The sequence below is a fragment of the Nitrosopumilus adriaticus genome, assembly GCF_000956175.1.
Classification (GTDB): Archaea; Thermoproteota; Nitrososphaeria; order Nitrososphaerales; family Nitrosopumilaceae; genus Nitrosopumilus; species Nitrosopumilus adriaticus.
Genome location: NZ_CP011070.1, coordinates 1,456,515 through 1,482,751, shown reverse-complemented (window position 1 = coordinate 1,482,751; position 26,237 = coordinate 1,456,515). Strand labels below are relative to the sequence as shown.

34 protein-coding genes are annotated in these 26,237 nt (G+C 34.0%); 18 read left to right on the top strand and 16 right to left on the bottom strand.

Features of this window, described 5'->3' with window-relative positions:
* Positions 1-29 precede the first annotated feature (29 nt).
* On the top strand, positions 30-920 hold the full coding sequence (locus NADRNF5_RS08820; protein WP_237089258.1) for a transcription initiation factor IIB: 891 nt from the start codon (positions 30-32) through the stop codon (positions 918-920).
* Between the two features lie 167 nt (positions 921-1,087).
* Complete coding sequence (locus NADRNF5_RS11445; RefSeq protein WP_192828317.1) at positions 1,088-1,252, top strand: hypothetical protein; 165 nt, start codon at positions 1,088-1,090, stop codon at positions 1,250-1,252.
* A gap of 18 nt (positions 1,253-1,270) precedes the next feature.
* Here NADRNF5_RS11445 and NADRNF5_RS08815 read toward each other — a convergent pair whose 3' ends face one another.
* Positions 1,271-2,224 carry a mechanosensitive ion channel family protein gene (locus NADRNF5_RS08815; protein ID WP_048117588.1) on the bottom strand — a complete coding sequence of 318 codons (954 nt, stop codon included), beginning with the start codon at positions 2,222-2,224 and terminating at the stop codon, positions 1,271-1,273.
* 99 nt (positions 2,225-2,323) lie between these two features.
* On the opposite strand from NADRNF5_RS08815, the gene NADRNF5_RS08810 reads away from it, so the two are divergent.
* From NADRNF5_RS08810 to NADRNF5_RS08785, 6 genes are all read left to right on the top strand, one after another.
* On the top strand, positions 2,324-3,142 hold the full coding sequence (locus NADRNF5_RS08810) for an adenylate/guanylate cyclase domain-containing protein (protein ID WP_048117585.1): 819 nt from the start codon (positions 2,324-2,326) through the stop codon (positions 3,140-3,142).
* Positions 3,143-3,155: 13 nt separating this feature from the next.
* Positions 3,156-4,475 (top strand): hypothetical protein, encoded by a 1,320-nt coding sequence (locus NADRNF5_RS08805; RefSeq protein ID WP_052661923.1) that lies wholly within the window; start codon positions 3,156-3,158, stop codon positions 4,473-4,475.
* A 120-nt stretch (positions 4,476-4,595) separates the two neighbouring features.
* A complete protein-coding gene (locus NADRNF5_RS08800; protein WP_048117583.1) occupies positions 4,596-5,153 on the top strand; it encodes a hypothetical protein in 558 nt (185 codons plus the stop codon).
* Between the two features lie 218 nt (positions 5,154-5,371).
* The gene (locus tag NADRNF5_RS08795; protein ID WP_048117582.1) at positions 5,372-6,307 is read left to right on the top strand and encodes a mechanosensitive ion channel family protein; all 936 of its coding nucleotides are present in this window, start codon (positions 5,372-5,374) and stop codon (positions 6,305-6,307) included.
* Positions 6,300-6,761: a universal stress protein gene (locus NADRNF5_RS08790; protein WP_048117573.1), complete on the top strand. Its 462-nt coding sequence runs from the start codon at positions 6,300-6,302 to the stop codon at positions 6,759-6,761. The genes NADRNF5_RS08795 and NADRNF5_RS08790 overlap by 8 nt, the downstream gene beginning before the upstream one ends.
* Before the next feature lie 10 nt (positions 6,762-6,771).
* Positions 6,772-7,281, top strand: coding sequence for a universal stress protein (locus NADRNF5_RS08785; RefSeq protein ID WP_048117569.1), 510 nt, complete (start codon positions 6,772-6,774; stop codon positions 7,279-7,281).
* A 68-nt stretch (positions 7,282-7,349) separates the two neighbouring features.
* Here the strand turns inward: NADRNF5_RS08785 and NADRNF5_RS08780 are convergent, their stop codons facing one another.
* The 3 genes from NADRNF5_RS08780 to NADRNF5_RS11820 all read right to left on the bottom strand — a co-directional run bounded on the left by NADRNF5_RS08780 (position 7,350) and on the right by NADRNF5_RS11820 (position 8,544).
* Positions 7,350-8,006 (bottom strand): superoxide dismutase, encoded by a 657-nt coding sequence (locus tag NADRNF5_RS08780; RefSeq protein WP_048117566.1) that lies wholly within the window; start codon positions 8,004-8,006, stop codon positions 7,350-7,352.
* Between the two features lie 87 nt (positions 8,007-8,093).
* Positions 8,094-8,423, bottom strand: a complete 330-nt coding sequence (locus NADRNF5_RS08775; protein ID WP_048117562.1) for a P-II family nitrogen regulator — start codon at positions 8,421-8,423, stop codon at positions 8,094-8,096.
* Entirely contained in the window at positions 8,416-8,544 is a 129-nt protein-coding gene (locus tag NADRNF5_RS11820; protein ID WP_257719697.1) for a hypothetical protein, read from the bottom strand. Before NADRNF5_RS11820 ends, NADRNF5_RS08775 begins: the two co-directional genes overlap by 8 nt.
* A gap of 101 nt (positions 8,545-8,645) precedes the next feature.
* Here NADRNF5_RS11820 and NADRNF5_RS08770 point away from each other — a divergent pair, with 101 nt between their 5' ends.
* Positions 8,646-9,062: a hypothetical protein gene (locus NADRNF5_RS08770; protein ID WP_082052006.1), complete on the top strand. Its 417-nt coding sequence runs from the start codon at positions 8,646-8,648 to the stop codon at positions 9,060-9,062.
* A gap of 105 nt (positions 9,063-9,167) precedes the next feature.
* Here NADRNF5_RS08770 and NADRNF5_RS08765 read toward each other — a convergent pair whose 3' ends face one another.
* The 7 genes from NADRNF5_RS08765 to pstC form a co-directional block, all read right to left on the bottom strand.
* On the bottom strand, positions 9,168-9,536 hold the full coding sequence (locus NADRNF5_RS08765; protein WP_048117557.1) for a hypothetical protein: 369 nt from the start codon (positions 9,534-9,536) through the stop codon (positions 9,168-9,170).
* A gap of 114 nt (positions 9,537-9,650) precedes the next feature.
* On the bottom strand, positions 9,651-10,049 hold the full coding sequence (locus tag NADRNF5_RS08760; protein ID WP_048117554.1) for a response regulator: 399 nt from the start codon (positions 10,047-10,049) through the stop codon (positions 9,651-9,653).
* Positions 10,050-10,405: 356 nt separating this feature from the next.
* Positions 10,406-10,684, bottom strand: a complete 279-nt coding sequence (locus NADRNF5_RS08755) for a hypothetical protein (RefSeq protein ID WP_048117551.1) — start codon at positions 10,682-10,684, stop codon at positions 10,406-10,408.
* Between the two features lie 79 nt (positions 10,685-10,763).
* A complete protein-coding gene (locus NADRNF5_RS08750; protein ID WP_048117548.1) occupies positions 10,764-11,438 on the bottom strand; it encodes a phosphate signaling complex PhoU family protein in 675 nt (224 codons plus the stop codon).
* Positions 11,438-12,277 (bottom strand): phosphate ABC transporter ATP-binding protein PstB, encoded by an 840-nt coding sequence (gene pstB / locus NADRNF5_RS08745; protein ID WP_082052005.1) that lies wholly within the window; start codon positions 12,275-12,277, stop codon positions 11,438-11,440. The genes NADRNF5_RS08750 and pstB overlap by 1 nt, the downstream gene beginning before the upstream one ends.
* A complete protein-coding gene (gene pstA / locus NADRNF5_RS08740) occupies positions 12,274-13,203 on the bottom strand; it encodes a phosphate ABC transporter permease PstA (protein WP_048117545.1) in 930 nt (309 codons plus the stop codon). Before pstA ends, pstB begins: the two co-directional genes overlap by 4 nt.
* Positions 13,200-14,177: a phosphate ABC transporter permease subunit PstC gene (gene pstC / locus NADRNF5_RS08735; RefSeq protein WP_048117542.1), complete on the bottom strand. Its 978-nt coding sequence runs from the start codon at positions 14,175-14,177 to the stop codon at positions 13,200-13,202. Before pstC ends, pstA begins: the two co-directional genes overlap by 4 nt.
* A 137-nt stretch (positions 14,178-14,314) precedes the next feature.
* Here pstC and NADRNF5_RS08730 point away from each other — a divergent pair, with 137 nt between their 5' ends.
* Positions 14,315-15,337: a PhoU domain-containing protein gene (locus tag NADRNF5_RS08730; RefSeq protein ID WP_048119471.1), complete on the top strand. Its 1,023-nt coding sequence runs from the start codon at positions 14,315-14,317 to the stop codon at positions 15,335-15,337.
* Between the two features lie 23 nt (positions 15,338-15,360).
* Here the strand turns inward: NADRNF5_RS08730 and pstS are convergent, their stop codons facing one another.
* Positions 15,361-16,611, bottom strand: coding sequence for a phosphate ABC transporter substrate-binding protein PstS (gene pstS / locus NADRNF5_RS08725; RefSeq protein ID WP_048117540.1), 1,251 nt, complete (start codon positions 16,609-16,611; stop codon positions 15,361-15,363).
* 205 nt (positions 16,612-16,816) lie between these two features.
* Here pstS and NADRNF5_RS08720 point away from each other — a divergent pair, with 205 nt between their 5' ends.
* The 3 genes from NADRNF5_RS08720 (at position 16,817) to NADRNF5_RS08710 (ending at position 18,990) form a co-directional block, all read left to right on the top strand.
* Positions 16,817-17,929 (top strand): DUF3179 domain-containing protein, encoded by a 1,113-nt coding sequence (locus NADRNF5_RS08720; RefSeq protein WP_048117537.1) that lies wholly within the window; start codon positions 16,817-16,819, stop codon positions 17,927-17,929.
* Positions 17,930-18,409, top strand: a complete 480-nt coding sequence (locus tag NADRNF5_RS08715; RefSeq protein ID WP_048117535.1) for a hypothetical protein — start codon at positions 17,930-17,932, stop codon at positions 18,407-18,409.
* A gap of 140 nt (positions 18,410-18,549) precedes the next feature.
* Positions 18,550-18,990, top strand: a complete 441-nt coding sequence (locus NADRNF5_RS08710; RefSeq protein WP_048117532.1) for a universal stress protein — start codon at positions 18,550-18,552, stop codon at positions 18,988-18,990.
* A 40-nt stretch (positions 18,991-19,030) separates the two neighbouring features.
* Here NADRNF5_RS08710 and NADRNF5_RS08705 read toward each other — a convergent pair whose 3' ends face one another.
* Together NADRNF5_RS08705 and NADRNF5_RS08700 are read right to left on the bottom strand one after the other, a co-directional pair.
* Positions 19,031-20,032, bottom strand: a complete 1,002-nt coding sequence (locus NADRNF5_RS08705; RefSeq protein ID WP_048117524.1) for a TIGR00341 family protein — start codon at positions 20,030-20,032, stop codon at positions 19,031-19,033.
* A 102-nt stretch (positions 20,033-20,134) separates the two neighbouring features.
* Positions 20,135-21,049: an NAD-dependent epimerase/dehydratase family protein gene (locus NADRNF5_RS08700; RefSeq protein ID WP_048117521.1), complete on the bottom strand. Its 915-nt coding sequence runs from the start codon at positions 21,047-21,049 to the stop codon at positions 20,135-20,137.
* A 128-nt stretch (positions 21,050-21,177) separates the two neighbouring features.
* On the opposite strand from NADRNF5_RS08700, the gene NADRNF5_RS08695 reads away from it, so the two are divergent.
* Positions 21,178-21,537: a hypothetical protein gene (locus tag NADRNF5_RS08695; RefSeq protein ID WP_048117518.1), complete on the top strand. Its 360-nt coding sequence runs from the start codon at positions 21,178-21,180 to the stop codon at positions 21,535-21,537.
* 108 nt (positions 21,538-21,645) lie between these two features.
* Positions 21,646-22,227 (top strand): hypothetical protein, encoded by a 582-nt coding sequence (locus tag NADRNF5_RS08690; RefSeq protein WP_048117516.1) that lies wholly within the window; start codon positions 21,646-21,648, stop codon positions 22,225-22,227.
* A gap of 212 nt (positions 22,228-22,439) precedes the next feature.
* On the opposite strand, the gene NADRNF5_RS08685 is transcribed toward NADRNF5_RS08690, so the two are convergent.
* Positions 22,440-22,823 (bottom strand): DUF6659 family protein, encoded by a 384-nt coding sequence (locus tag NADRNF5_RS08685; RefSeq protein ID WP_052661921.1) that lies wholly within the window; start codon positions 22,821-22,823, stop codon positions 22,440-22,442.
* Between NADRNF5_RS08685 and NADRNF5_RS08680 the strand changes: the two genes are divergently transcribed.
* Positions 22,822-23,415, top strand: a complete 594-nt coding sequence (locus NADRNF5_RS08680; RefSeq protein ID WP_237089256.1) for a hypothetical protein — start codon at positions 22,822-22,824, stop codon at positions 23,413-23,415. The two genes, NADRNF5_RS08685 and NADRNF5_RS08680, sit on opposite strands and share 2 nt — an antisense overlap.
* Before the next feature lie 80 nt (positions 23,416-23,495).
* Here the strand turns inward: NADRNF5_RS08680 and NADRNF5_RS08675 are convergent, their stop codons facing one another.
* Positions 23,496-24,092, bottom strand: a complete 597-nt coding sequence (locus NADRNF5_RS08675) for a hypothetical protein (RefSeq protein ID WP_148313091.1) — start codon at positions 24,090-24,092, stop codon at positions 23,496-23,498.
* Positions 24,093-24,298: 206 nt separating this feature from the next.
* Here NADRNF5_RS08675 and NADRNF5_RS08670 point away from each other — a divergent pair, with 206 nt between their 5' ends.
* Together NADRNF5_RS08670 and NADRNF5_RS08665 are read left to right on the top strand one after the other, a co-directional pair.
* On the top strand, positions 24,299-24,595 hold the full coding sequence (locus NADRNF5_RS08670; RefSeq protein ID WP_048117503.1) for a rhodanese-like domain-containing protein: 297 nt from the start codon (positions 24,299-24,301) through the stop codon (positions 24,593-24,595).
* 142 nt (positions 24,596-24,737) lie between these two features.
* Positions 24,738-26,144 (top strand): MBL fold metallo-hydrolase, encoded by a 1,407-nt coding sequence (locus tag NADRNF5_RS08665; RefSeq protein ID WP_048117500.1) that lies wholly within the window; start codon positions 24,738-24,740, stop codon positions 26,142-26,144.
* The last annotated feature ends 93 nt before the right edge of the window (positions 26,145-26,237 follow it).

Below are 26,237 nucleotides of genomic sequence, written 5' to 3'. Positions count from 1 at the left end.
ATTAAATGAAAATCCTATTGTAATTTATGATGCAAAAATGTCAATTAGATAATTGCAGTAAAAATAATTTGATTACTGATTCTTTTAGTGGTGAAATTTTATGTGCAGATTGCGGTACTGTAATAGAAGAAAAATTAGATAACAATAATGAAACACAGATTCACAGTCTTGAAGATTTTATGACAAAGAGTCATGTTGGATCCAAACAATCACTTTCAATGTATGATAAAGGAATGAATTCCGTTATTGGAAACGATCGTGATGCAACTGGGAAACCACTAAACTCTGCAAGTAAATCTCAGTTTAATCGATTACGTCAATTAGATAATAGAAGTAAATTGAGACAATCATCGCAAAGAACTCTTGTTAAATCATTGACGTTCTTGAACGGATTAAAAGAAAAATTGGGAATATCAGAAAACACTGTGGAGGTTACTTGTTCATTATTTAGACGAGCACAAAAAAATCGCCTTACCAAGGGAAGAACTGCAAACTCTTTGATGGCAGCAGCTTTGTATGTCTCCTGCAGACAGACCATGACTCCTAGAAGCTTAGATGATATTTCTGAACTTGGCAATATCCATAAAAAATCTCTGCAAAAAGCAGTTAGGGTATTGATTGATGAATTTAGATTGAATGTTCCTCAGTATAATACTTCATCATTTCTATCAAAGCTATCCAGCGATATGGGGATTTCTGAGAAAACAAAGCGCTATGCCTTGAAGATTTTGGCAGATGTAGAAGAGCTAGGCGCAACTGCAGGAAAAAATCCTATAGGTCAGGCAGCAGCATCATTATACCTGGCATCAATGCTGATGGGGGAATCTGTTAATCAAAGAAAATTCTCTGAAGTTTCAGGTGTATCTACAGTTACACTGAGAAATAGGAAAAACACAATTCAGAAACTCTTAGATCTGTAAACTGTGATGTGTTGTTTTTTTAACATCGCTCTACTGCCTAAGAATCTGTTTGAAGGAATTTTTTAGATTTCGTGTTATTTCTATTTGATTTAATCCTGTGTCAGGACAATTATTGAATTCTTTATCTTTGTATAAAAAAATAGAAAATTTGGTAGGTGAAACAAGAAATGGGATTTTTAAAAAAATTCATAGAAGCTGCTGAAAACAGTATTGAAAAAGGAATTGATATTGGAAAAGAAGGCATTGAGAAAGGAGCAGAATTAAGCTCTAAAGGCTTTGATGAAATCAAAGATGTTGCAATGCACGGTAAGAATAAAGATAAACTAAAATGATTTTCTAATTTTTTAATCTTATTTTTGTTTATTGTCATTAATTGACAAATCGGGAAAGCCTGTAATGTTTAATGTCTGAGTGGAAATCATGATTTTATCATGTGAGTTTCTAATTTCCTCTAAAATTAGATTACTGATTTTATCTTTAACTAATCCGCGTTGTCGAGTTTCTACAGTGTATCTGATTTTCAAGAAAATTTCCTTGTCTGTCAATGACATGAAAATTACAGGCTCTGCATTTGCCTCTCCGAGATAATACTTTTCTCCCATATTTTCTATGCTTTTTTTTGCTTTCTCAACAAATTGTGTTGTTTGTGATGTTACAATACTCATGAATTTTTCTTGAGCATATTTTGCATCACTTTTGTAATCAAGTGAAATAGAAATTTCATCCCATATGTAATTATGATCTTTTGTGTAATTGTTGACATTATTTGCAATTACCCATCCATTTGGAATGGTACTGATCCTCCCTGTAGGAGAATCTGAAGATATCCATTCCCTTATCTCTAAAATAGTGGTGTAAAAGATTCCTATATCAAGAACATCTCCTGTTTTGGAATTTATCTCAATTCTATCGCCTACTACGTATAGCCTATTGATGTAAATAATTATGGCACCTGCCAAATTTTTTAACACATCTTGCAACGCAAATGCAACTCCTGCTGTTACTAATCCAAAAGCAACAGTTACCTCCTGCGTTCCTCCTGACCATATTGCAGCAAGTGCTGCAATAAATGATCCTACATACATTATGGATGTAATTTTTTTAAAAGAATACCTGGTTTTTTTCTCCTTGATTTTTTTAGAAAATTGATTATCTAGAATTATTTTGAAAGCGATGTGAATTATGGTTAATGCCGCAAATGTGTAAAATGCTTTTTCAATATAATCATGGACTAAATAATAATTTGCAAACCAAAACCCAACTGTAATTACTATCCAAATTACTAATCCTTTAATCTGTTTCATATCTTCCTTATTCCTTTTGATATGGTTTCATCATATATACAGTATTCATGATTGCATTATTCTATACAACTTAAAAGAATGAATATTTCAATCAATGCGATGGATGATAAAATTGTCATTGATATGGCAAAAAAGGGTGTAGAGAATTTACTCTCTGAAAAAACCCCTAGCATAGTTGATATGTTAATGGGACGTGGTACTGAAAAAATAATTGACTCTGAAACATTAATTGAAGAAATAAAGGAACGAGTTTCAAATTCACTTAATCATAATTTCATGTATTCTGCAGTAACTGAAGAATCTGAAATATTTCTAAGAAAAAAAGTATTAGAAAGTATGGAGATGGCAGTGCTGTTTATTGATCTTGTTGGTTCCACAGATATGATATTGAATTTACCCAAAGAGAAACTTGCGACCATTTTTACTACATTTGCTCAAGAAATGGCATATGTGATAAAACGGCATGATGGCTTTGTATTGAAATTTGTAGGTGATGCCGTAATTGGGTATTTTGTTGCAGAAGGCTTGTCTGCATCTGTTGCCAGCAGAGCTGTAACTTGTGCTGAATCTATGCTTAAAGTTCTAAAAGTTGGGATAAATCCAATTCTGAAAAATAATGATCTGCCTGAATTAAAGGTGAGAATTGGAATTGATTATGGAGAAAATACTATTGTGCGATATGGTGATGACTTGCAAGAGGCACATGTGGATATCTTGGGAACCTCTGTTAGTATGGCTGCAAAAATCCAAAATCTAGCAAAACCAGATCAAATTATGGTGGGTAATGATATTTACACAAAGATTCATGGTTCTATTCAAGAATATTTTGCCCTTTTGAAATTGGATAAATCTCAATGGAGTTACAAATCTGCAAAAACTGGAAAAATATATCCAGTATATGCGTATATAGGAAAATAAGTAATTTAAGATATTGTCCAGTTCTACAATCCCTACCCTTACAGAGTTACAAGATGTTATAGTTGACATGCTAAAAGACGAGCATCTTGAAGACACATGTTATATTGAAATACTAAATTACAGTTTGGAGAAATTTCATAAACAAAATTTAAATGAAAACTATTATGGGTATCATAATCTAAGTCATGAGCTTGTAGTTACACACAATACTTTATTGGCATCACGTGGAGTCGAATTTAATAATCACATTGATCAATTTGATTTCAAACATTTGTTTGCAGCTGCCTTGTTTCATGATTATGATCCTGAAAAAGAACAAGACAAACCACATGAAGTAACGGCTGCCAACTTTGTTACATCTGATCATAAACTTTTGAAACTATTCAACGAAGCTGGAATTGATGCACATCTTGTTGCAACCTTGATTCTACGTACTGCTTATCCGTGGAATCTTAGGGAACCAGAGCTAAAACCGCTAATCTCAGCACATTTTTCAAAATCAACATATTCTACAGATTTGAAAAAACAAGAACATTTCCATAATCTCGGGTGGTTCATGTCTGTTGCAGATAGGATTGGATCTTATGCACTGGGGAATTTTTTAGATGCTATGGAACTTGCAAAGAAAAATTCTCATTCTCTGGGATGGGATCCTGCTTTTTTAATTCGTAGAAGTATAATATTTTTTGAGACCTTGCTAAATGAAGAGCATGAGATGACTGACAAGGTAATGAGGTCACTCCCTAAGACCATGCGAAAAATATTCATGGATAATGTACTGGGCTTTTTCAAATTACGTGAGAAAGAGCTAGAGGTCAAGGCAGCAATTTCTTATGAACAAATTCAACTAATCCCGGTTTTGGAATATGATAAAAATAACTCAAAGTTAGGTGATATTCTTTTTGATATTTATGATGAGTTACCAGATCCGTTACAATTCAAAAAAACTACATTCTTTGAATCTGTTAACGAATCTGATACAATTCTAGTTACTTTACGCTTGGGAACGCCGACTGGTGAGATAGTGGGATTTGCAAAAGGTGGTGCTTTGGAAGGATATTCTTTGCCAAGTAAAATCTGTGATGAAAATTTTGGTAAAAAAAATACTGTTTTTCTTGAACCATTGGCAATAAAGGCAGGATATTGGGGTCATGGGGGCGGCTCTACAATGAGAAAATTGTTTAGAAAAACAGCCAAAGAAAAAAATTATGTTTATCTTACTAGCTTGCAGCTTCGTGAAGTAATACAAAACAGAATAAACCGAGAAGATGAGATTGAATTTGTTCAGCAGATTAATCCTGAAAAATTAGATTACTATAGAGTTACCCTTTGAAAAATTTTACAGCAATGAAAAATAAAATAACGAATAATTTAGTGTTTCAAAAATTACATTATATTACAATGTCTTACAATTGATAGAAATACACATTAACCAAAAAAGTTTCATAAACATATGGTCAAAAAACTCCCTAATTCTGTTAGTACTAGCACCACAGTTAGAATCCCTAATCACATTTATGACATAATTGAATTTGAAGCATCTTCAAATGATTCTACAGTTTCTACTGTAATTAATAATATTTTACGAAAACATGCGTCTTGGGATAGATTTGTTGGTGATATTGGGTTTATGTATGTACAAAAACCATTAGTTCGTGCATTATTTGAAAAAGTTTCCAACAAGGATCTTGCCCAAATGTCCGATACTATAGGTTATGCAAGAATACGCGATGCTGTACTCTTTATTGATGGTAAGGTTGATGTTACCGGAATTACATATGTGATAAAATTATGGCTTACAACTTCTAACATACCTATAAGAGTAATTGAAACTGACGAATCAATTGAATTCATCGTTAAACATAATCTCGGAAACAAGTGGTCTATCTATTTTAGCACAATATTGAAAAAATTATTTGGTGAACTCAAAATTGCTTCAATTGAGGAAGATATTGAGGATCATACCGTTGAAATTACTTTTAGTTTAAAATCTAAAAAGAAAAAGAAATAATCTATCTGCCTTTGATGGTTGATTTAGTATTTTTATCTAAATTGCTATTTCTGTGAGATCTAACTTTCTAATTCATAATTTGTTAATTGTGGCTATCTGCGATCTAATTTCTTGGAAAATCATGCCTGAACTATGATGACATTGCTAGTTAATGACTTACATTGTAAGACAATGTCATCAATGTTTATATTGTCCTTCGATTAATGATTAACACGTTCATGCATAATTCAAAAATGATGTTTTCATTTGTAGTGTTGATTGCTTTACTAGTAACATTTTCAACCCATGAAGTGTTTGCACAATCAAGCTTTTCGGTTGAAACTTTGTATGAACCTGGAATTGAGGCAGTAACATCTTTTGCAACTAGTATTGCTGAAACTGCCCCAAAAATTATTGCAGCATCTATTTTATTGTTAATCGGATTAGTAGTTGGAAAAGTATTTGGAAAAGTAATTTCAAAAACAGCATTAAAATTCTTACAGAAAACTAAGCTACAAAACGATGATCTCTTATCCGCAGGAACATCTAATCAAGATTCTTCTAAATTAATTGCCTCGAGTGTCAGATGGTTCATCTATTTATTCTTCATAATTGCTGCCATCAATGCATTAGAATTTGAACAGTTATCAACTGCACTTACTGATTTGTGGTTGTGGGTTCCAAATCTTCTTGCATTCATTCTAATTATTGTAGTTGGATTGATAGTTGCTACTTTTATTGGTAAATGGCTTGATCAGGAATTAGTTAAATCAAACTTTGGAGGATCAAAATATGTTAAGATTGGTGTTAAAGGAATCATTTACGCTGTAATCTTTGCAGTTGGTTTAACGCAACTAGGAATTGGGCAGCAGATAATTCCAATATTGGTCTCTGCATTCTCATGGAGTATTGCAATTGGAATTGGAGCTGCAATAGCAATAGGTCTTGGATTTACATTCAAAGAAATATTCCCTGCAATTATTAACACTGCTTCAAAACAGCGTTCAGTTCTAAAAGTTGGTCAAAAAGTACGAATTGGAAATGTAACTGGAACCCTTACTGCTGTAGAATTACTGCATGTAATTGTTGCAACGGAAAATAATGAAAGCATCATAATTCCTACCAAAGAATTGGGTAATTCCAACATAGTCATTATGGGAACAGTAAATGAATAATAATTCTAGCATTAATACGGATGTTTTCAAAAATATTCTTGTAACTTATGTAAAACCCACCAACAAGGAAACTGCATTCAACATGGGGCTGGCAATGGCAAAAACCAACCACTCAAAATTATCTGTTATTGAATTCTCACAGGATGAGTCTCCACAATTTGTCTTCTTTAAAACCAAAAAAGACAAGACAAAGGCAGATAAACATAAGGCCAAAATCTTGAATTTGCTAAAAAAATTTGAAGCAAAGGCCCATGAAGAAAACATTTCACTTAAAACTTCATTCAAATCAACAGAATCTCTAGTTGATAGCATTGTTGAATATGTAGACTCCAACAAAATTGATTTGTTAATTGTAGATCATCCACACTTGTCTAATTCAGAACAACAACATTTCAATGATGTTGTTAGTGCAATACATGAAGAAGTAAAATGCAACGTGTTGACTTTAAAATGAGGTAAATATTTTGGCAATAAAACCAAATAACTATAAGAAAATACTCGTTTTACATGGTGGGTTTGAAGCCGGGGATTCTGCTTTGGCACATGGAATTAATCTTGCAAAGTTATCAAATGGATCTGTTACAATTTTACATGTGGTTAACATTCCGAAATACCCTATGGAGAGTATATCCAACAAACTTGAAAGAATTGAACTACAAAAAAAATTACAAGACACTGCATTTCACATGAAAAAAACTATGGAGCAAGAATTTCAGAAAAAAATTAAAAAATATAACAAGAATAAAGTAAAAACTTCCCTTGTAGTACTAATTGGTCCAACATTACAAAAAGTCTTAGAATATGAAAAGAAAAATAATTTTAATTTGATAGTTATGGGAAAAAGTAAGGGTTCTAGGTCAGTTGAGAGTAGATCTGTTGTTGGTGGGCTTACAATAAAATTATTGGAACAATTGCGCTGTCCCACCTTAATGCTAGACGTACCTGTATCTGCTAAATTCATTGGTAGTCGTTAAACATTATAGTTTGAATAAACTAAGTACGATAATTCGTGGATTTTAAATCTAAAATTTGATTCGATGGTTTATGTTCTATTTCTTGTAAAGAATGCTTTTGCATCCTGTGGGGCTCTTGCAAATCTACCTTCAATTTCTTCCCAATTAACCACATTCCACCAAGCTGCAATGTAATCTGGTCTCTTGTTTTCGTATTTTAGATAGTAAGCATGCTCCCATACATCCAGTCCTAATAGCGGAATGAGTTCCTCTGTGATTGGACTGTCTTGGTTTTCTGTTGTTTTAAATTTAATTTTCTTTGATTTTGGATCATAAATTAGCCATCCCCATCCACTCCCTTGAATGGCTGCAGTCTTTGATGAAAACACTTCTTTGAATTTCTCAAAACTTCCAAACTCTTTTACAATTTCATCTTTTAGTGGACCGCTTGGCTCTCCGCCCCCACCAGGCTTCATACTCTTCCAAAATAATTCATGATTGGTGTATCCCCCTCCATGAAAATTAATTCGACCTCTAACTTCTGGTTTGAGTTGATCCAAATCTGAAAGTATGATGAGCAACGCTAAATCTTGATTGTCTTTTGACATGTCTTCCCATGTATCGTTTAATCCGTTTGTGTAAGCTTGATGATGTTTTGAATGATGAATCTCCATAGTTTGTGCATCGATGTATGGCTCTAGCGCATCATATGCATATGGCAATTTAGGTAAAACAAAATCCGACATTATGATTGGATACTCCTAATACCGTATAAAAAGTTCTCAAAATATAATAAAATTGAACGATTTTGAATTTGTGATTTTAGACTCATCTCAAAGGGCCTCTTTGTCATTTTTACCATCGCGAATCTTTACTAAATTCTCAATTTTATAGCAAAACACTATACCATCTCCTTTTTCACCCGTAGTTGCAGTTTTTTGAATAATCTCAATCACTTTGTCTTTATCTTCATCTGCACAAAGAAGCTCAATTTTGGATTTTGGGATGTAGTTGTGTGAGTTTGTTCTTAATCCTTTGTGAGAATGATGGATTCCTGTAATTTGAACTTGAAATGCTGAGAATGTTGAAATGCCAACTTCTACTAGGGCCTTTTTTACCTCATAGAAAACTGAATTTCTAACAACTGCTTCTATCTTATACATGCTCTTCCTTGATTTCTTTTTTTAATCTGTTCAGATCTTCGGTGTATTCTTTTTTCATTAAATTTTTAGGCTTTGTTTTGTTGTTTTTGTTTATTTGTGGTTTTTTTGTTTGTTTTTTCATAATAATTTAATTTCCTAGTCTTACTCGTGATTTAGATGAATTAAAGGAACCACTAATTGTTTTGATTCAGAGTTAATACAATTAGGAACTAACTCTTATGCATGTATCAAGAATATTATTTTATGACAAACATAGATTCAAGTGCAATTATAGGAAATGGCGTTAAAACCCAAGAAAGTACTGTAATTGAAGGTGATGCTAAGATTGGAGATAACTGTGTATTAGGAAATAAAGTAGTTATTCAAAAACATGCCGTTATAGGTAGTGGTGTCACCATGGAAGATGGTTGTGTAATTGAACGCAAAGTCAACGTAGGCAATAATTGCGTATTTGGCAAAAAAGTAATTGTCGAAGGACATGCCGTTATCGGCAGTGGTGTCAAAATGGGTGATGATATTGTCATCGAAAAAGATACTACAGTTCTAGATAATGCTACTGTTGCAACTGGTACTGTTCTACCTGCAGGAAAGACATTTCCTGATGGAATTACAACCAAAGCAAAATACCATCCATCCTAAAAAATATCCTAGTCTTACTCTTTTTTGATTAGATTTGTTTTTTCTTATTTACTAAAACTTATTCTGGTATTTTTAATCTGAAAAACCAAAATTATGGAATGATAATTATCCTATGATTTTTTGAATTCTATGGATAATGTCGTTAGGTGCGCCTGCATTATCCAACGTAACGATAAGAAGCATTTCATTACCGAATGGAAAAATCACTCTCATTAGATTATCATATACTTGTAAAGTATAATGGGCATTGCCAATTTTTTCTGAAAGAGAATTTCTAAAATTCCATGATTCAATTGTATGATTTAATGCAGTAATGTTTTCTTGCTCTGTCAAGTGATCAGTGATTCCATCCATTATTCGTTTATGTATCATGTTTCCTTGTAAATCATATACCATTACATATCTGATGTTTCCTGAAATATTCATAATGCTATTTAGAAATTTTTCTTGATCCACAATATTTAGTTCGTTCATAAAATATACTCTCATCTTTTTTAATTAAAGCAAGTAATGGTTGCATTTACTCTGAATTAAAACAACTAGACTTTCACTTATCTTGACTAGCGAGTTTTCCAAATTCTATTCTTTCTAGTCGTATCTTTTGGAAATAATTCTTTGATCTTTGAATGCCTTGTTGATTACATCTGCTACGCGGTTTAATTCAAATGGTTTCTGGAGAACATCAATTGCTCCATCTTCTAATAACATTTCTCTGTTTTTTGCATTCTCAATTGCAGTCATTACAATTATTTTGGCATTTTTGTTTATCGACAATATTTTTTCCAGTGCATAATGCCCGTCATAGATAGGCATTGCCAAATCTATCAGTACGATGTCAGGACGAATCTTTTCATAAAGCTGAACTGCTTCAAGGCCATCGCTTCCAATTCCAACAACATCTATGTTTTTCAAGCGTAAAAATTCGCAAAAAACATCCAAATGCGATTGAACGTCATCTACAACGATTACCTTGGGAACAATATTCATCAATTTATGTTGAAATTTACATTACATTACAGATTGTTTGTAATATTTTTACAACACCTCACAAATGTGCATTCATATCACTAAATCAACTAAAATTTTTTGGCATAAAATGGCATTTGCAGGTTAATCAGAATAAGAAGAATTTCTTTGAGTGACTATTTGAGCACTCACTAGAGCAAAAACTTGAATTGTTTGCAATAAAGTCATCCTCACAGTTTCTGCATTTTGGCATGTTTTTTCATACTAGATTAATTTCATAAGAGATATTGTGTTCAAATGTTACAACATTTTTAGTCAAAATTTTTTTCTAGTATTAACTCTAAATTACAAATGATTCTTCTGGAGAAATCCTGATTTTAGGTGTCATTTAGAATTGTCTTTTTTACTTTAACCCCTTCTTCTAGTACAAGATTTACAACTTGAGAAAAGGATATGCCCTCATTGGTATTTTTAATTAGTTTTGACTGGATTTCCCTGAGATTCTTTGTCATCTCTTTATCCAGTGTAATGGTGACCCTGGAATAGTTTGACACATTTTTTCTTTCAAGTTCAGTGGAATAGTATGTGTTACATTTAGTCGAGCAAAAAATTGCATTTTTTACAGTAATATTTTTTCCACAGTACTTGCATCTCATAGTTATTCTGTATTAGATGATCCTGAATATATTCTATCTTTTGTATTAATTCCTAGAATTGGGATGGTTATTTTTTTGGTCATAATGTCTCCTTTGATGGAGGTTTAGTGTGATCAGCAATCCTCTTTTCACTTGGTTTGTGTTTTCCTGTAACGATATAGTTGATTGCATCGCTCATGAAAACTGCATGGTCTCCGATTCTTTCAAGATACCGTAAGAGTAATGCTTCAGCTAAAGCACATTTTGTATTGTTTGATTCGATTAGTTTTGGTAATCTCTCTTTGTATATTTTATCTATGAATGCTTCATCTTCCTGAATTTTTACAGCTTTTCTAACGTCTAGTTCTGCAAAAGACATGACGGCCTCTTTTATCATATGCTTGACTTTTTTTGTAATTTCAAGTAATGATGCATTTGTGCACTCTGAAATATCTCCAAACAAATCCCTGACTTGAGTGATGTCGTATGCATATCTGCCAAATCTGGAAAATGCATATGATATTTCAGTTGAAGAGCGAATCATTCTAAAGTCATCTGCGACTGGTTGATATTTTAGCAGCATATCGAAAATCAAATCTTCGACTTCGAAATACTTGTTACGAATAGAATCTGATAACTCGTAGACTTGATCATTGGTGTTTTTGCCTTCAAGATACGAGTCAACTGCTAGGGATACGCATTCAATTGCCATATCTCCCATCTCAGACATTATTCTAGATAGCTTTTCAAGTGAAGGATCGATTAATCTAGTCATTATCCAAATTGCCCCTGTACATATTTTGCAGTCAACTCATTTTTTGGGTCCGTGAATAGTTTCTTTGTCTCTCTAAACTCAATTAGTTCTCCAAGATACATGAATCCAGTATAATCTGAAACTCGAACTGCCTGCTGCATATTGTGGGTAACTATGATGATTGTGTATTCTTTTTTTAGCTCTGTAATGGTCTCTTCGATTTTTTGTGTTGCTATTGGATCAAGTGCTGATGCAGGCTCATCCATGAGCAGTACTTCTGGCTGGATTGCCAAGGCTCTTGCAATGCAGAGTCTTTGTTGCTGACCTCCAGATAACTCGATTGCAGATTTTTTCAAATCACTTTTGACTTCATCCCAAAGATACGCCATCTTTAGAGAGTCCTCTACTATTTCATCAAGAATTTTCTTATCTCTAACTCCGTTGAGTTTTAGTCCGGCAGTTACATTGTCATAAATCGACATTGTTGGAAATGGATTGGGTTTTTGGAAAACCATTCCAACTTTTCTTCTATGGTAAATAGGATCAATTGACTTGTCATAAAGATCAATCTCGTCAATCATTACTCTTCCTTCGACTTTTGCATTTTTTGTCATGTCGTGCATTCTGTTTAGACATCTGAGAAAAGTAGTCTTGCCACATCCAGAAGGACCAATTAATGCCGTGACTGATTTTTCTGGGAATTTCATTGTGATGTTTTTTACTCCGATGAAATCTCCATAGCGAATTGTTACATCTTCAGCAATCATTTTGTATTTCTTCTCTACTTCGGGAGGGGACGATGAATTATCTGAATTTAAAGAACTTGTAATTTTTGGTGTAGGTATGCTCAATGCAGTCATTTTTGTCTTGTAACTCCTGCTTTAATTAATCTCCCGATGATACCGTGACCTTTTTTATTTGCAAAATAGTATCTTACACCTAAATTGATTCCCAAAATAATTATTATCAAAACTAGAGCTGATCCCCAACCTTGAAGCTGCGCACTATCATATGGAAGTAAAGACAGTCTCCAGATTCTCAAAGGTAATGCATCCATTGGAACATCCATACTGCTAAAGAATTGACTACTTCCAAGAATTGTCATGATTAATGGCGCAGTCTCACCACCAATTCTGGAGACAGAGAGTAAAATCCCCGTAATCATGCCACTTTTTGCAGCAGATATTACGATTCTGAATGTAATTACCCACTTTTTCAAGCCTAGAGCAGTTCCAGCTTCACGATAAGTTATTGGAACCATCTTCAAGGATTCTTCTGTGGTTCTAGCTACAATTGGAAACATTATCAAAGATAATGCAAAGGCTCCTGCCCAGACTGAGAAATGGCCAAGAATTAAAACAATTACTAAAAATGCAAATATTCCAAGTACGATTGATGGGAATTCCATAAAGACATCGTTGAAGAATCTAATGGAGCGGGCAAGTCTGTTGTCCCCATATTCTGCCAAATAGATGCCGGACATCACACCAATCGGGACTCCAATCAAACTTGCAAGTCCAATAATTATCAGAGTTCCCTGAATTGCAGGACCAATTCCTCCCTCACCAGAACCAATTGAACCAGGTGTTTCAGTCAAAAACTCAAAACTTATTGCAGCTATTCCATTTTTGAAAACTTCTACTAGAATACTTCCAAGTGGAATAATTGCAATGATTACACATGCAAAAACAATTATTCTTACAACTTTATCGACTACAAGTCTTTTTGCTACATTTGACTTGAATAATGCACGATACTCTTGTCTTCGTTCGAGTGTAGTTGTCAATTGTTAATTGCTCCCTCCTTAACTTTGAGCATTCTAGTTACAAGAATATGTGCAATAACATTGATCACAATTGCAATCAACAATAAAACTAGTGCAACTCCAATCAATGCCGGAAGATGCAGTGATGCAGGAGAAGCTTCGACAAACTCATTTGCAATAATGCTTGACATTGTTTGACTTGGTTTGAAAAATGACGATGGAATTGCTGCAATCCCTGTTGCATTTCCAATTAACATTGTTACTGCCATGGTTTCGCCAACTGCTCTTCCCAATCCAAGTATTGATGCACCAATCAAACCCGTTTTAGAATATGGAAATACTGCTAGTCTGAACATTTCCCATTTTGTTGCACCCAGCATGTATGCTGCTTCTTTTTGTTGTTGAGGAACTGCCTTCATTACTTCACGAGAAACAGCTGAAACTGTTGGGATGATCATAATTGCCAATATTACACTTGCAGTGATAATGTCTAATCCAAATGGTGTTCCAGAAAATAACCATATGGAATCCCCAAAAGCATTGTGCAGTGGTGTTTCAATCCAATCTTTGAAATAAACTCTAAAAACAAAAAGACCCCAAAGCCCATAAATCACACTTGGAACTGCGGCTAGCAATTCTACTAGAAATCCTAAGGGTCCGCCAATCTTTGCAGGAGCATCTGAGATAAACATGGCAATTCCGATGCTAAGAGGAACACCAATTGCCATGGCAAGTGCTGAAGTTGCCAAAGTTCCCAAGATGTAGGGCAAAGCACCAAAGGACTCACGATCCTCAACTGCGTTCCAGTCAGTACCAACAATAAAGGAAAGTCCTTCTTCTTCCCAAATTGGATAAGATTCAGAAACTAATTGAAAGACAAGCAATGCTATCATTATTAGAACATAGACGCCAGCAAGAGTTGCACCGATTTTGAAGACCTTGTCTGAAATTGGAAGTCTTCCCGGTTTTTTCGGTACAAGTTTTGGCCTGGCCATAAATTTTGATGCTAAAGTTGTGTTATCTAAAAAATGATCATAAAATATGTAGAGTATGATATGGATTTAGATCTATATAGATTATGATCATTAGCAGTATATGACTAAAAAATGATCATACAATATTGTTAGACAGATTGACTGACATTAAACAGATTAGACGGTTGCAGGTTACTGGCGGTTCAACATACACTGTTTCATTACCAAAAACATGGATTGATGAATTAAAACTAGAAAAAAACTCCAATATCACACTAATAAAAAATCGTAATAATTCAATTACACTATTTCAAGAAGAACAAAATAAAAAAATCAACGCTATTGCATTTATTGGAAAAAGTGATTCAAAAGAATCCATACGAAGAAAGATTATTGCAATGTACCTATCAGGTTACAAAACCATAGAGATCAAAACAAAAGGAATGGAAATTCCTAGTATGCATAGGGGGGCAATCAGGGATTTGGTTAGAACCACTCTTATGGGAACTGAAATTATTGAGACAAGTTCTGAGAGAATTGTACTGCAAGTTCTCACACAACTTGCACAATTGTCATTTGATGTTGCGCTAAAAAGAATGTACATTACTGCAACAAACATGCATCAGGACGCAATTGAGGCATTAAAGGAATTGGATTTAGAGTTTGCCGAAGAAGTACTGAAAATGGATGATGAGGTAGATAGATTCAGCCTATATTTGTTGAGGAATCTGAATTTATCGCTAGAAAATGTTCAGGTTTTACTTGATTCTGGGCTCGAAAAACCATCTGATTGCCTGGGCTATAGAACTGTAGTAAAATGTGTAGAAAGAATTGCAGATCATGCAGGACTAATTGCAAAGAAAATAAAATATCTGGATTCGGCAATCGAGAAAAAAGTCCTCAAAGAAATAGAGCAAATAAGCAAAGATTCCCTTACCGTTTTTGAAAATTCCATAACTGCTCTTTCTAAAAGAGATTATGAAATGGCAGAAAAGGTTGCAGCAAGTGTGACTCAGGTAATTGACAAAGAGAAAAAACTGATGGATTCTCTAAAACAAAACAACAACACTGCAATTATCAAACTAATTCTGGAAGATATGCGAAGAACCGCAGAATATTCCAGGGATATATCTGAAATTACAATAGATGAAACAGTGCAAAGTGTCATTGCAGAGTCTTAATAAAAAATAAAAAAAGAAAAAAATTATACTTTGAGTATACCTTGTTGGATTAAATATTGCAATCCGTTGATATAGTCTTGATCAGATATCAATCCTTCAGACCACCACTTTGCATTATCTTTAATCCATTGCGGAATTCCCAAATCTACAACAGCTTCTGCCTCATAATTCCAAATGGTTTCTCCATCATAGGTTATTTTTGATAAACCTTGTTTGCCAAGTTCTACCACTTTGTCGGCTAGTGGAACGTATAGTAAACTTGCAGAGTGTTGTTGACCATCAGTAATCATCCAATAAACCAAATGAATTAAGGCTTTAGCTTGTTCTTTGTTGTCAGTTACTGATTTTAGATCATCATACAATAGCAAGTAAGTGAAACTAGCTAGAGGGTATGAATCAGGTCCTGGTGCATTGACTAGTGACACTCCGACCCAGCTCTCTTCGGCTGCAGGTAATGAGTCTGCTACTCCGCTAGATGCAGCAGAAATGCTGTCTAGTGTAGGCTCGATAAATGCAGTTTTGTCACCATTTTGAATTGATGCATAAGTCATTCCAGTTTGAAATGCATATGCAAGTTCAATGTAGCCAATAGAATATTCAGTAGATTTTACAATTCCTGCAACTCCTTCATTTCCTGCAGCTGCAAGACCTGAAGGCCATGGGACAGATTTTCCTTTACCTATCTGCTCATCCCATGTTGGGCTAACAGTAGCTAAATAGTCTGTAAATATGAAAGTGGTTCCAGAACCATCTGATCTATGTGCTGTAACAATTTCGTGATCAGGAAGATTCAATCCTGGATTCTCATTTGCAATTACGGGATCATCCCATCTTGTAATTTCTCCTAAGAAAATCTTTGAAACAGCTTCACCTGTTAATTTTAGACCTTTGTTTGGAATTTCTGGTACATTGTAAACTAACGTAACACCACCAATTGATTCTGGAATGTGTAGCGTTCCTACTGCAATGTCTCTTTCTTTTTGACTCATGGGTTTGTCTGATGCTGCAAAATTCACAGTTTTTTCTATGTGCTGTTTAATTCCGCCACCACTTCCAATTGATTGATAATTTAGATTTACATTGTTGAATTCCTTGTTGTATTCAACTCTCCATAAATCAATTAGTGGATATGGGAATGTTGCTCCTGCTCCTGTTATTGTAAACTCTTGGTTTGGATCAGGTACATCAGGTGATGTTGCTGCGTCTGCGTACATTGGAGTGATTATAGCTCCAAGTGCAGTCAATAAAATCAGTAACGATGTTGTTGTCTTCATTGATAAAATTGGTTTGAAAATTCTATTTACAAATACTAGGCATAGATTATGATAACTCTGTATTCTATATAGAAAATTTTTTGATCGGATCCATTTTGAGAATCTAATTCAATTCTTAGAATCTATCTGTTTTTGAGGCTAATCTGAGGCAGGCACAAGAATTGGAATAATCGTTTAATATTTTTCAAACAAAAATTATTCAAAATTGAACTTTAAGGTATTCTTTCTAATTGTAATAGTAGGTATTGCTCTTTTGGCATTTGGCGTTTTATTTGGAATGTATTCTTCTAATCAATCAACTATAGAAAATTCTGAAGAGCCTGGCAATGTTACTTCAAAACTTTCTCTGATGGAAACAAATGGAGAAAAGCACCTGATACCGCTTGATAAAATTAAAGGAGGAGGTCCCCCAAAGGACGGAATTCCATCAATAGATAACCCTGTATTTGCAAGCATTTCTGATTCTCACTTTATGTCTGACTCTGATACAGTAATTGGATTAGAAATTAACGGTCAGGCAAAAGCCTACCCTCTCTTTATTTTGGTATGGCATGAAATTGTAAATGACAATGTTGGTGGTACTCCGGTATCTGTAACTTATTGTCCACTGTGTTATACCAATCAGGTTTTTGAGAGAACTATCGATGGGCAAGAAGTAGAATTTGGTACTTCTGGAAAATTATACAACAGTAATTTGTTGATGTATGATAGATTCACCGAATCATATTGGAGTCAGGCACTTGGAATGGCAGTAACTGGAGAGCTGAGTGGATATGAATTGAATTTGATTCCTTTTGATGTTATTACTTGGGGTGATTGGAAAAAAATTCATCCTGATACATTGGTGTTAACTACTGAAACAGGACACATTCGTTCGTATGCAACAGATCCTTATGGAAATTATTACACTGAACCAAGAATAATGTTTCCAGTAGAAAACAGAGATGATAGAATGAATCCAAAAGAAATCGTCATTGGTTTACATCAAGATGACATCTACAAAGCTTACAAACAAAATGAAATTGAATCTAAAGTTGTGATCAATGATTTTGTAGGTAACACTCCAATTCTTCTTGTTTCATTATTTTCTGAAAACTCTCGTGCATTTGAGAGAATAATTGACGATGAAATGTTGGACTTTGAATACTCTGATGGTAAAATTCTTGATTTGCAAACAAATTCAGAATGGAATTATGATGGTTTCTCAATATCTGGAAAATACCAAGGAAAGCAATTAGAACGAATGCCTATAGAACCTGGGTTTTGGTTTTCATGGATTGCATTTCATCCTGACACACTAGTTTTTGGAGATGTGTAAATGAAAGCAGTTCAAAAAGCAATCATTGTTGGAATCATTACCATAGTTGGCTATCTTTTGGTTGTAGTCATTACAACTCCTGCACTAGAACCATTAGCAGCAATCAATGCCGCATTTCAACTAAATTCCATAGTGATAATTGGAATGGGAATTGGAATTGGGTTGCAAGTCTTCTTGTCTGAAAAAAGTAAACAATTAGGATGCAAACTATCTGTAAAGAAAAAAGCATTTGGTGGAAATTCTTCTAGTGTTGCCACAACATCGTTTTTCTCATTTTTCTCTCTAGTGCCGCTTGGCTGTTGTGGCTGGTGGCTGTATGCCTTATCATTACTTCCAGGAGTTTTTGGAACTGGTGTTTCTGCTGTACTAATAGAATATAGTCAGGGATTGGCATATCTAGGATTGGTAATCATTTTTGGGTTTGTAGGTCTAACTGCTTACAAATTAAAACACGAACAGCAATTAAAGAAAATTGTTTGATGGTCCATTTCTTTGATTTACTATTAGAAAATCTTTGAAGGTATGTCTGCTAAATCTACAATAAATGACTCTTAATTTTGATGACCAACAACATGACAATTATGGTATATCTTAATATTTGAAAAAATTATGTGTCTAGTATGGTAAATAACATCCTAGTTCCTTATGATTTTACAAATTTTGGTGACTTGGCATTTGATAAAGCAATGGAGATTGCAAAAAAATTTGATTCAAAACTAACTCTGATTTCAGTTATTGGAAGTGATATTGACACATCTGGAATGTCCTTGTCACGTGCTGAGGAGGCACATGATGAATCTGAGAATAAAGCAAAAGAAGATTTGAATAAACTAAAAAATTCAAACATTGTTGAAAATGTGTCAATCTCAGTTGAAATAGTTCACAATTCTTCAAGTTCTGATGGCATTCTTTTATTTGCAGAGAAGAACAATACAGATTTAATTGTAATGGGTTCTCATGGCAGGTCTGGTTTTAAAAAAGTCGTACTTGGAAGTGTGGCATCTAATGTTGTGGCAAAAGCACGATGTCCTGTGATGATAGTCAAGCCTCCAAAATCATAAATTAATTTATTCTGGCAAAAAATTTGTTCCAGTAAATGGATTAAGGTTTGAACAATAAAAATCCCAATAGAATACTCAAACCAATGAATACTGATATTGTAATAATCATGTGTCTCTGGGCTTTTTCTTTTTCGTAAAACTTTCTTGGAGATACTCCTCCTATGAAAAATACTATCATCATTCCAAGAACTAGTCCTATGATGTTTGCTGCAGTAAGTGTCAAAGCGCTTGAAAAAATTTCAAAATCCAATAATGCAATTCCAATGCCTGCAACCGTTGCTGGTGGGACCAACGCTGCTGCAATTGCAACTCCCACTAAAATTCCTGGAATGTTAGTTGACATTGCAATTCCTCCCGCAAATCCCAGCGCAATTGCAACTCCCAAAAACACGGGTGATATTTCTGTCCTAGATAAAATCTCATTTGTTAATGGTAACTCCATGAATTGAGCTCCGATAAATGTCAAAAGAGCACCTGTAAGAATAACTGATACTAGTAGAATAAGTCCTGAATAAAGGGATTTGTACATTTTTTCGGTTTTGCCAACTGCGGTATTGAATGAAAATGCAGAAATCGGTCCTAGCAATGGCGATATCAGCATCGCACCAATTACCAAAGACGCATTGTTTGCAAACAGTCCAACTGTTGCAACTCCTGCAGCTATTACAATCATGAAAAGGAGATTTTTGTTAAATCTTACATTAGGATCTATTATGGAATCGTACTCTTCGATTAGTTTTTTCTTTTTTACTTTAACTTGTTTTGATTCAAGCTCTTTGACATAGTTTGACAAGTAATCTGATAATGTAGCTTCAATTGCAAAACTAGTCACATACAGTTCTTTTTTTCTAGTATCCACGATTTTGTTTAATTCATTAGATAGCGCATTTGCTAATGAATCCGGACAAATTCCTGTATATCTGAGCAGTTTCTCGTCGTCTGCCATAGTTAATTCTGAGTGAAAAGGAATCTTGTATTTCTTGAATGAATATTCTATGCTTTTACTTTGCTGCTCATAGCAAATAACCTCAATTTTTCTCAATGTCTTATTATCTTGTTTTTGTCAATTTGACCTATTTATTCATTGAATCAAGATTATCAAATATGAAATTCTACAAAATTCGAACGATATGTTTGATGAAAATTATTTTTGCAACAAAGACTCGTTTTCTTTAATCTCAGAAATTACTTTGGGAATCCCTTCTTTATAGCTGGGATACTTTAATGAATATATCTCTGAAATTTTCTTGTTTGATACCTTCATTGATGTTGTCAGCAGTTTTACTAAATCAGAACCCAAAACTGCTTTTGCAAGAAATGTTGGAACATTTCCTGGATGCTTTGCGCCGATTTGGTCTGCAGTAAAGTTCACAAAGTCTTTGAAAAGTGCAGGTTCTGAATCTGCAACAATGAAGGACTCTCCAAATGCCTGCTTTTCTAAAACTGCAATCATGCTTCCTACTGCATCATCTACATTGACAAATCCTTTGAAGTACTTGCCTCCACTAGGAAGCCTGAATGATTTTTTTTCCAATCTTTTAACTAGAATATCATAAAACCAGCCCTTTGAGCCATACACATCTCCAAAATATACCACGGAAAAATCAATTCCATTCTCACTACATTTTTTTTCAAGATATTTTTCAGCCTCTAGCCTGATACTGACAAATTTTGTATTTGGATTACGTGGAGCAGATTCGTCAATTACCTTGTCTCCGGGTTCGCCAAACACTCCCAATCCTGAAATGTAGATGATTGACTTTGTCTTTCCATTAATTGCCTCAAAAAGATTTTTGGTTCCAGTAAGATTGACCTTTTCTAAAACTTTTGAGTCTTTTTCTAGCGGTGTACAAGATGCCAAATGAAAGACACAATCAAAGCTTTTTCCTTCAAAATCCAAATCTGAATCGGTAAGATCGCCTACTATTTTTTCTGCCTTTACATCTGTATTTTTCCCTGGTCTGATAAGAGTTGATACAGAATAATTTTTTTCAAGCAATGCTGATACAAGTCTAGATCCGATAAAACCAGTTGCACCTGTAACAAGAACTGATTTCATAACTATATTCTCAAAACAACTGCATTTAATGTTTCAAAAAATTATCCATGGTGCCAATTAACTGAAAATTGTTGGCATTAGGTTGTCTGCTAATCTTTCTTTAAATACAGTTTTACTTTATTTTCATTATGAGTCAACAATCAACAATTGAGGGGCACTTTAGATTATTTCTAAATAATGTAATGAACTCGCATCCAACAATTGATCCTGAGCTAATAGTTAGAATTATGCTCTTTGAATTAAATCTCAAACGGTATATTGGCCCAGATATTCCTCACGTACATCTAGATGTTACATACAAGGAGGGGGTTGACATTCACAAGAAGCAAGAAGAAGGTAGAGACAAGTATCCTATAGAAATCACCACTAACAAATGGAATGATGCTGTAATATTTTCTGGTCTTATGGGTGTCAGACATGTTGAAAAGATTGCAACTGATCCTGACATAGTTAAGATTACTGGAAAAGCTACTCCAAGACACAACTAATCCTTAAAACAATTTTTATTTTTTTGAAATTTATTTATTTTATTTTATGTTTTTATTTTTTGCATAAATGATGGCATCCTCTAAATACAGTCAAGTCTATAGAAAGTTATGCAAGTCAATGAAAAATTCCTTGATTCAATTTATCAAGAATTTGATGTATTGCAAACAACTGAAAAAACAGACATCACTGATCAAAATAAATTTGCAACACTAGATGATCACATCAAAGCCAAACTCATTATGTTTGATAATGTAAAAAGACCTGATCTTTACAGATTGAGTAAATTAATTGAAGATCATGCCCAACGTGCATATGAGCCACTGATTGCTACATTTGAAACAGAGCATCTCTACAAGTACGTAGAAAAACATTACCTTGAACTAATGAAAAATATTCCAAAAACTTGGGTAATCGGTGGATTTGATAATCCATTTTTTGCACCAGAGACCCCTCCTGATAAAGCAGAAATTCTAACTTGTGCAGGCACAAATCTTCAAAATATGTGGATTGTAATATCTAAAGGCTCTGATGGTCTATTTGGCCTGGTCGCTGAAGACATTGGCGGTGTTGAGAAAGGAGACCACTTTAGAGGATTCTTTACCTCAAAGCAGGATATTATTAAAACAGTAATTCAAAAGATTAACCAATCATTGATGACACATATTGATTTTTTTAATGTTGAAAAATAATATGCTCTAACCTGGAATTATTCTGACCCTTTTTTGAATACTTTGTTCTAGGATTATACAATCAAAAATATGGATCAATGATCTGAACAAATGATTCATGAATATTATAAACAATTATTGTATTAGTTGTATCATGAAAGAGAGCAATAACGATTCAAATCTATCCTGGGAAGAAGTTAGAGGCCTAACTTGGATATTCACTGAAGAATAATCTACGGTTTAATGTCTGGCAGTGTAGTGAAAGCAGAATTTACGTGATTGATTATTTCTTGAGCGCTGGCATCCCTTTGACAAGAAATTAAGACGAGGTATTCTTTTGTTGGGATACTTATCATTGTTAGATTGCTTCTTCTAGAAACGATATAATCTATTTCACCTAATTGCTTATCAAAGTCTTTTCTCATCATGTATTCGAGCATTAATTGAACATACATCTTTTGATTGTCTTTGTCTGGAAGAAAAGATGTGACACCTTCTTTGAAACCCCCTGCAATCTTCTTTCCCATCGGGTTAAGTACTCCTACAAATCGAACTTTTGATAATTCTAAAACTTTTTGACATGCCTTCTCTAAATTCTCAATTTCAGTAGAAGACATGATTATCATAGCATATCAGCAAATAAAAACAATTTCTACAGGATCATATACAAATAATCACAAATCAATGAGAAACATGTTTGATATTTTCAGTACTGCCTATCTCCAATCAATCTCTCTTCCGATAGAGATTCCTGTTTTGGCAGTAATGATTAGCTCTGTAACTATGACAATATTTGCAATTACTTTGTGGATTACCTGGAGGACTACAAAAGAAAACACCAGGGCAACATATTCTCAACTTTTGCGTTCTTTTCATGAAGATTTGACTAAAAGACTAGAAAAAAATACCGTTTTACAAACAACAGAGGACTGTGAAAGATATGCAAATGATTATCTAAATACGCTTGATGAAATTGCTTTTCTAACACTGAATAACAAAATCCCAACTGAGATTGGAACGTATCTTCGCCGTTTCTTTGGGTATGGTATAATCATAATTGATTGGTATGATAAAATGGTCAGTGCTGATTTTGGAAGAATTGCCAAAGCAAACTGGCCAAATCATTTTGAGTTTTGCAAAAAATACAACATACAAAAAAACCCTGATGATAAATTACCAAAAATTATGCAGGATTTCAATAAAAAATAAAACTTGTGTTATTGCTGAATTAACTGAGTTTTCTAGATGATTTTAATGCACTATCAAATCGATAGTGCATCATTAAATCATCAGGAATTCTTTGTGCTGCTTTTTAGAGATTCTTTGGCTTTGTGATATTCTTCATTTGCAGTAGCTATTGCGTTGTTGTATGCTTGTTTTATCTCATCGAGTATTTTTTCGTATTCTTCTTCTAGCACTTTGATGTCTTGGTCATTTGTTGCATCAGACAAGGATTTTTCATGTGCAATTTTTGCGTCTTCAAGTTGTTTCTCATATTCTATTTTTGCGTCATTGATTTTTTTAGTAAATTCATCTCTTGCTTGTTTTGAATCCTTGACTTCAGTAGATGATTCTTCCTTGTATGTCTTCCAAGCTTGAGCAATTTTTTCATCTCTTATGCTCTTAGCCTCTGCAACTATTTTGTCATAATTTTTCTCAGCTTGCTTTTTAATTTCAGGATCAGTAGATGATTGTTCAGATATTGCTTTTAGTTCTTCTTTTGCTTTTAGAATGGTTTCACTGAACTCTAATTCTGCAGCCAGTTTTGCTTGGTCGTAAACATCCTTTGCATCTTCAGCATATGCTGCTGTTGAAAAAACAGACACAAACAGTAATGCTACTAAGGGAATTCCAAGCGATTTATTTTTCAAATTCATTTTTTTCATTTTTAATCACTTTTTGGTGAAACGCAATGAGGCAACTATCTGGATTCGAGGGTATCCCTGTGATATGTCAGCCTCTTACGTTTTCGCCAGATGCAGTATGGCAAATGTGTTATATCAAAATATACTGCAACTTGCGGTATGCCTTGATTCGGATTAAAATTACAAAATAGAATTAGAATAAATAGGAAAATGTTCATTGAAAACTCATGGCTGATAAAATTACTGCAAGCGAACTAAAATCAAAAAAAGATGATTTTGTAATTATTGATGTGAGGGAGCTTGACGAGCTTGCCTCGGGAAAAGTCGATGGTTCTGTTCACATGCCGCTTGGATTGGCAATAAGAAATGCAAAAAAGAAGCAGATCGAGGATTTGAGAGATAAGAAAATTTGTACCTATTGTGGTACTGGATACCGTGGAAATATTGCAGCAGATGAACTAAACAAAGAGGGGTTTAGTGCTGTAACATTAGATGGCGGCTATCCTTCATGGGATTCCAATTAGCACACAGAAATTAGTGCTAGTTATGACAGATGAATCTTGAAAGTTAATACTTTATCAGTATCCTCAAAACGATTGCCATGTTTGAAAGTCATTGATGAAAAATGTCTTATTTATTTTAAAGTAAAATTAAGAATATTGTCATATGGATAAAACTACTGAAAATTTAGGAGTTACTCCCGAGGAGTTAAACGATGATTTAGTTCAACAAAAGCCAATTCTTTTGTTTGACATTCGAGAAAAAGACATTTTTGTAAAATCTCACATTGAAGGCTCAGTGCATGCAGTATGTGACGCACAGGCCAAAGAAAAGATCATGCCAAAAATTCCAAAAAATACCAAAATTGTACTGATTTCTGAACCTGAAGATTTTGCTAAAGAGACTGCATCTATGATGAAGTCATTTGGATTAGACGCTCATTATCTTGAAGGTGGATTTTCTGCATGGACTGGAAAAATATCTTTAGGTCAAACTGGAAAAATAATAACACCTGATAAACTTGCTCAAAAATTGGACTCGGTATTTCTATTAGATGTTAGAGACAATGACGAGTTTACAGAATTTCAAATTCCTGGAAGTGTAAACATTCCTTTAGAGAAACTGTTTGATACAAAAACTATCTCAAATATTCCAAAAGATAAAGAAATTGTAACCATTTGTCCGCATGGAAATCGAGCAATGATTGCAAGTTTTGCTCTCTCAAGGGCAGGACTTGATTCTCAAACACTTGCAGGTGGATTGGTAGGATGGAACCAATTCCTCAAAGACGTAACTGTTGTAACTGAACCAATAAAAATTACCCAAATTCAAAAAGTCGGAAAAGGATGCCTATCACATATTGTAGAATCTAATGGAGATGCTGTTGTAATTGATCCGTTATATCCTTTTGAAAAATACATTGATATTTCCAAGCAAGAAGGATTTCAAATTACTGCAGTTTTTGATACTCACCTGCATGCAGATCATGTCTCTGCTGCAAGAGACCTTGCCAAAACTATTGGTGCAAAATTATATCTTTCAAAATATGAGGAATATGATTATGATGCAAACTTTGTTGAGGATTCAGATGAAGTGGCATTTGGCAAAACAAAACTCAGAGTAATTCATACCCCAGGTCACACACCTGGAAGTCTAAGCTATGTAGTTGATGAAAAATATGTCTTTACTGGTGATATCTTATTTGTAGAGTCAATTGGAAGACCTGATTTGAGGGATAATGCAGAAGAATTCACAGAAGATCTTCACAATACGTTACATAACAAACTACTCAGACTTTCAGATGATACTATGGTATTTCCAACTCATCATGGTGATGTAGAACCTATAGATGATGCATTTTATTCTACCATACAGCAAGCCAAAAAACTTCCATGGCTGGATATCCCAAAACAAGTGTTTATCAAAAAGGTAGTTGCGATAACTCGCCCACGACCAATGAATTATAGGAAAATCATTACCGTTAACAAAGGAGAATTAGAACTGATGCATTCACAGATTCCTGATTTGGAGATTGGGCCAAATAGGTGTGCAATCGATACAGGCAATATCTGAGGGATTCCAAAATACTATTTTTGAAATTATTTTTTTATGCATACTGTTATCTTCTTCAGATTTAGCAAATAGACTAGCAGTGGAAGTGCACAT

Coding starts and splice junctions, on each gene's coding strand:
- pstS (WP_048117540.1), bottom strand. CDS start 16,611: ATGAAGACAACAACATCGTTACTGATTTTATTGACTGCACTTGGAGCT.
- NADRNF5_RS08750 (WP_048117548.1), bottom strand. CDS start 11,438: ATGACTAGATTAATCGATCCTTCACTTGAAAAGCTATCTAGAATAATG.
- NADRNF5_RS08695 (WP_048117518.1), top strand. CDS start 21,178: ATGAGTCAACAATCAACAATTGAGGGGCACTTTAGATTATTTCTAAAT.
- NADRNF5_RS08790 (WP_048117573.1), top strand. CDS start 6,300: ATGAATAATAATTCTAGCATTAATACGGATGTTTTCAAAAATATTCTT.
- NADRNF5_RS08675 (WP_148313091.1), bottom strand. CDS start 24,092: ATGAAAAAAATGAATTTGAAAAATAAATCGCTTGGAATTCCCTTAGTA.
- NADRNF5_RS08715 (WP_048117535.1), top strand. CDS start 17,930: ATGAAAGCAGTTCAAAAAGCAATCATTGTTGGAATCATTACCATAGTT.
- NADRNF5_RS08810 (WP_048117585.1), top strand. CDS start 2,324: ATGGATGATAAAATTGTCATTGATATGGCAAAAAAGGGTGTAGAGAAT.
- NADRNF5_RS11445 (WP_192828317.1), top strand. CDS start 1,088: ATGGGATTTTTAAAAAAATTCATAGAAGCTGCTGAAAACAGTATTGAA.
- pstB (WP_082052005.1), bottom strand. CDS start 12,277: ATGACTGCATTGAGCATACCTACACCAAAAATTACAAGTTCTTTAAAT.
- NADRNF5_RS08770 (WP_082052006.1), top strand. CDS start 8,646: ATGTATCAAGAATATTATTTTATGACAAACATAGATTCAAGTGCAATT.
- NADRNF5_RS08765 (WP_048117557.1), bottom strand. CDS start 9,536: ATGAACGAACTAAATATTGTGGATCAAGAAAAATTTCTAAATAGCATT.
- NADRNF5_RS08670 (WP_048117503.1), top strand. CDS start 24,299: ATGGCTGATAAAATTACTGCAAGCGAACTAAAATCAAAAAAAGATGAT.
- pstC (WP_048117542.1), bottom strand. CDS start 14,177: ATGGCCAGGCCAAAACTTGTACCGAAAAAACCGGGAAGACTTCCAATT.
- NADRNF5_RS08780 (WP_048117566.1), bottom strand. CDS start 8,006: ATGTCGGATTTTGTTTTACCTAAATTGCCATATGCATATGATGCGCTA.
- NADRNF5_RS08710 (WP_048117532.1), top strand. CDS start 18,550: ATGGTAAATAACATCCTAGTTCCTTATGATTTTACAAATTTTGGTGAC.
- NADRNF5_RS08800 (WP_048117583.1), top strand. CDS start 4,596: ATGGTCAAAAAACTCCCTAATTCTGTTAGTACTAGCACCACAGTTAGA.
- NADRNF5_RS08815 (WP_048117588.1), bottom strand. CDS start 2,224: ATGAAACAGATTAAAGGATTAGTAATTTGGATAGTAATTACAGTTGGG.
- NADRNF5_RS08665 (WP_048117500.1), top strand. CDS start 24,738: ATGGATAAAACTACTGAAAATTTAGGAGTTACTCCCGAGGAGTTAAAC.
- NADRNF5_RS08700 (WP_048117521.1), bottom strand. CDS start 21,049: ATGAAATCAGTTCTTGTTACAGGTGCAACTGGTTTTATCGGATCTAGA.
- NADRNF5_RS08680 (WP_237089256.1), top strand. CDS start 22,822: ATGATTATCATAGCATATCAGCAAATAAAAACAATTTCTACAGGATCA.
- NADRNF5_RS08690 (WP_048117516.1), top strand. CDS start 21,646: ATGCAAGTCAATGAAAAATTCCTTGATTCAATTTATCAAGAATTTGAT.
- NADRNF5_RS08775 (WP_048117562.1), bottom strand. CDS start 8,423: ATGTATAAGATAGAAGCAGTTGTTAGAAATTCAGTTTTCTATGAGGTA.
- NADRNF5_RS08820 (WP_237089258.1), top strand. CDS start 30: ATGCAAAAATGTCAATTAGATAATTGCAGTAAAAATAATTTGATTACT.
- NADRNF5_RS11820 (WP_257719697.1), bottom strand. CDS start 8,544: ATGAAAAAACAAACAAAAAAACCACAAATAAACAAAAACAACAAAACA.
- NADRNF5_RS08760 (WP_048117554.1), bottom strand. CDS start 10,049: ATGAATATTGTTCCCAAGGTAATCGTTGTAGATGACGTTCAATCGCAT.
- NADRNF5_RS08795 (WP_048117582.1), top strand. CDS start 5,372: ATGCATAATTCAAAAATGATGTTTTCATTTGTAGTGTTGATTGCTTTA.
- NADRNF5_RS08685 (WP_052661921.1), bottom strand. CDS start 22,823: ATGTCTTCTACTGAAATTGAGAATTTAGAGAAGGCATGTCAAAAAGTT.
- NADRNF5_RS08755 (WP_048117551.1), bottom strand. CDS start 10,684: ATGAGATGCAAGTACTGTGGAAAAAATATTACTGTAAAAAATGCAATT.